Genomic DNA, 3,881 nt, shown 5'->3' on the forward strand with positions numbered 1-3,881 from the left:
GACGGCCGGCGACGCCAACACCGGCTACTTCCTGCAAGTGGGCGCGTACAAGACGTCGGGCGATGCCGAGCAGCAGCGCGCGCGTCTGGCGTTCCAGGGTTTCGAGTCGAAGGTCACGCAGCGCGATGCGGGCGGTGTCACGTACTTCCGCGTGCGCATCGGGCCGTTCTCGAAATTCGACGATATGAACTCGACCCGTCAGCGTCTGTCAGATGCCGGGATCGACACTGCCGTCATCCGTTTCACGAAGCAGTAAAGCGCGATAACCCATCGCGAAATGAAAGTGACGCGCGCAGCGCGCGCGTCCGTCACAAACCGCAACACTCGCACGCCGCGCGCCGACGTTGCCCGGCCGGCACCGCCGGCCCCCGTTCACTGGAATAACACGCTATGAAACGACTTCTCGGAACGCTTCTGGTCTCGCTCTCGATGCTCGCCGGCGCGGCGCACGCATCGCCCACCGCGCCCGTCGCGGGCAAGGAATACACGGTCCTGAAACAGGCCCAGCCGGTTGGCGTGCCCGCAGGCAAGATCGAAGTGATCGAATTCTTCTGGTACGGCTGCCCGCACTGCAATGCGCTGGACCCGTTCCTCGAAAGCTGGATCGCCAAGCAAGGCCCGGACATCGTGTTCAAGCGCGTGCCGGTGGCGTTCCGCGACGACTTCATCCCGCATTCGAAGATGTACTACGCGCTTGACGCGCTGGGCCTCGCGCAGAAGCTCACGCCGGCCGTGTTCCATGAGATCCACGTCAACAAGAACTACCTGCTCACGCCGGAAGACCAGGCCAAGTTCCTCGCCACGCAAGGCGTCGATCCGAAGAAGTACATGGACGCGTACAACTCGTTCTCGACGCAAAGCGCGCTGCAGCGTGACAAGGGCATGCTCGACGCCTTCAAGATCGACGGCGTGCCGACCATCGCGATCCAGGGCAAGTACGAAACCGGCCCGGCGCTGATGCAGGTCTCCGAAGACAAGGCCGATCCGGCCACGCTGCAGGTGATGGACTACATCATTTCGCAGATCCGCGCGAAGAAGATGTGAGCGCGCGCGCCGGTATGACACAACCGTTGAAGGTCTTCATCACCGGCGCGTCGAGCGGCATCGGCGCCGCTCTCGCCGCCGAGTATGTGCGGCGCGGCGCCATCCTCGGGCTGGTCGCGCGCCGCACGGACGCGCTCGAGGCGTTCCGCCAGTCCCACCCGCAGCACCCCATCTCCCTCTATGGCGCCGACGTGCGCGACGCCGATGCGCTCGCCGCCGCGGCGCACGCCTTCGTGGCGGAACACGGCATGCCCGACGTGGTGATCGCCAACGCCGGCGTGAGCCGCGGCGCGCTCACCGGTCATGGCGACCTCGCCACGTTCCGCGACGTGATGGACACCAACTACTTCGGCATGGTCGCCACCTTCGAGCCGTTCGCCCAGGCGATGGCCGAAGCGAAGCGCGGCACGCTCGTGGGCATTGCGAGCGTGGCGGGTGTGCGCGGGCTGCCGGGTTCGGGCGCGTACAGCGCGTCGAAGGCGGCGGCGTTTGCCTATCTCGAAGCGCTGCGGGTGGAGATGCGGCCGTTCAACGTGCCGGTCGTCACCATCGCGCCCGGCTACATCCGCACGCCGATGACGGCGAAGAACCCGTACCGCATGCCGTTCCTGATGGACGCGGACCGCTTCGCCGCACGCACCGCCGACGCCATCGCGCGCGGCACCACCTTCGCGGTGTTCCCATGGCCGATGCGCGTGGTCGCCGCGTTGCTCGGCGCCTTGCCGCGCTGGCTCTACGACCGCGCCTTCGTGCGCGCGCCGCGCAAGCCGCGTACGGCTGAGCACTGAGGCAGCACTGACTCACCGCGCGCGGCGCTTGTCTCATGCGCCGCGCGTCATTCCCCGCTTGCCTCGCCCTTCCCCGCATCGCCCGACAGATCGCACCCCATATGGGTATGTCGATTAAATTGTTGTCTGGGCAATTTCCCTTCGATAAGCTTGCCCCGTTCGGGCCCCGTGCTTCGGGCGCGGATATCGCCTGCGCGCCTCGCGGCGGCCCTTCGACCGCTCACCCTTGCCCATCCCGGCCTACCCGACCAACGGAGATCCCATGCGCTTCACCTCGCCCGCTCCCGTGCTCGCCGCTGCGCTGTGCGCCGCGCTCGCCTGCGCGGCCACGCCCGCGCTCGCGAAACCGCTCACGGTCTGCACGGAATCGAGCCCGGACGGCTTCGACGTCGTGCAGTTCAACTCGCTCGTGACGACCAACGCATCCGCCGACGTGATCTTCAACCCGCTCGTCGCCTACGACGAAGCGCAGAAGAAGGTCGTGCCCGCGCTCGCGCAGTCGTGGGACGTGAGCGCCGACGGCCTCACCTACACGTTCCATCTGCGCCCGAACGTGCAGTTCCAGACCACCGAATGGTTCAAGCCCACGCGCACGCTCAACGCCGACGACGTGGTCTTCACCTTCGAGCGCATGCTCGACGCCAACAACCCGTGGCACAAGGTGGCGGGCGCGAGCGGCTTCCCGCACGCGCAGTCGATGGGCCTTGCCAAGCTCGTCAAATCGGTCAGCAAGGTCGATGCGAACACGGTCAAGTTCGAACTCAACGAGCCGAACGCCACCTTCCTGCCGATCCTGTCGATGGGTTTTGCGTCGATCTACTCCGCCGAATACGCCGACCAGTTGCTCAAGGCCGGCAAGCAGGTCGACCTGAACGCCAAACCCGTGGGCACCGGCCCCTTCGCGCTCAAGAGCTACACGAAGGACGCGGTGATCCGCTACGACGTCAACCCGACCTACTGGGGCCCCAAGCCCAAGGTCGATCGCCTGATCTACGCGATCACGCCCGACGCCGCCGTGCGCGCGCAGAAGGTCAAGGCCGGCGAATGCCAGATCGCGCTGTCGCCCAAGCCGCAAGATGTGGCCGACGCAAAGGCCGACAAAGCGCTCAAGGTCGTGCAGACGCCGGCTTTCATGACCGCCTTCGTCGCGCTCAACACGCAGAAAAAGCCGCTCGACAATCCGAAGGTGCGCCAGGCGCTGAACCTCGCGTTCGACCGCACGACCTATCTGAAGACGGTGTTCGACAACACGGCGACGCCCGCGACCAATCCGTGGCCGCCCACCACCTGGGGCTACGACAAGTCGATCCAGCCGTATCCGCATGATGTCGCGAAGGCAAAGCAACTGCTCGCCGAAGCCGGCGTGCCGAACGGCTTCTCGACGACGATCTGGGTGCGCCCGAACGGCAGCGTGCTCAATCCGAACCCGCGCGCGGGCGCCGAACTGCTGCAGGCCGATTTCGCGAAGATCGGCGTGAAGGCGGATATCAAGGTGATCGAATGGGGCGAGCTGATCAAGGAAGCCAAGCAGGGCCAGCACGACACGCTCTTCATGGGCTGGGCCGGCGACAACGGCGATCCGGACAACTATCTTTCGCCGCTCTTTAGCTGCAACGCGGTGCAGTCGGGCATCAACTTCGCGCGCTTTTGCGATCCGCAGCTCGACAAGCTGATCACCGAAGGCAAGACCACCGCCGATCAGGCCAAACGCGCGAAGCTCTACGACGCGGCGCAGAAGATCATCCACGATCAGGCGCTGTGGATTCCGCTGGGTTATCCGACCGCCTCGGCCATCACGCGCACCAACGTGAGCGGCTATCAGGTGAGTCCGTTCGGCCGCCAGAACTTCGGCGCGGTGACGGTGCAGTAAGCGCTGCATCGCCAAATGTGCAAAACCGGGGCAAGCCCCGGTTTTTTATTGGCTTTTACTTATGGACGCGGCCCCTTCACCGCGGACCTGAGCGCCTCGGCGACTTGACGCCACCAGGGCGTGCCCACGCGACGGCGCACGTCCCATGCGTGATCGTGCAGCGCCACGGCGCGCCACTG

4 protein-coding genes are annotated in these 3,881 nt (G+C 65.8%); all 4 read left to right on the top strand.

Features of this window, described 5'->3' with window-relative positions:
• The coding region (locus VG320_RS03720) for an SPOR domain-containing protein (RefSeq protein WP_327198810.1) at window positions 1-256 on the top strand (256 nt) is incomplete at its 5' end.
• Between the two features lie 134 nt (window positions 257-390).
• Window positions 391-1,044 carry a thiol:disulfide interchange protein DsbA/DsbL gene (locus VG320_RS03725; protein ID WP_327198811.1) on the top strand — a complete coding sequence of 218 codons (654 nt, stop codon included), beginning with the start codon at window positions 391-393 and terminating at the stop codon, window positions 1,042-1,044.
• 14 nt (window positions 1,045-1,058) lie between these two features.
• Entirely contained in the window at window positions 1,059-1,832 is a 774-nt protein-coding gene (locus tag VG320_RS03730) for an SDR family oxidoreductase (RefSeq protein WP_327198812.1), read from the top strand.
• A 262-nt stretch (window positions 1,833-2,094) separates the two neighbouring features.
• Window positions 2,095-3,702, top strand: a complete 1,608-nt coding sequence (locus VG320_RS03735) for an ABC transporter substrate-binding protein (RefSeq protein ID WP_327198813.1) — start codon at window positions 2,095-2,097, stop codon at window positions 3,700-3,702.
• The last annotated feature ends 179 nt before the right edge of the window (window positions 3,703-3,881 follow it).

The sequence above is a fragment of the Paraburkholderia sp. genome, from assembly GCF_035948235.1.
Classification (GTDB): domain Bacteria; phylum Pseudomonadota; class Gammaproteobacteria; order Burkholderiales; family Burkholderiaceae; genus Paraburkholderia.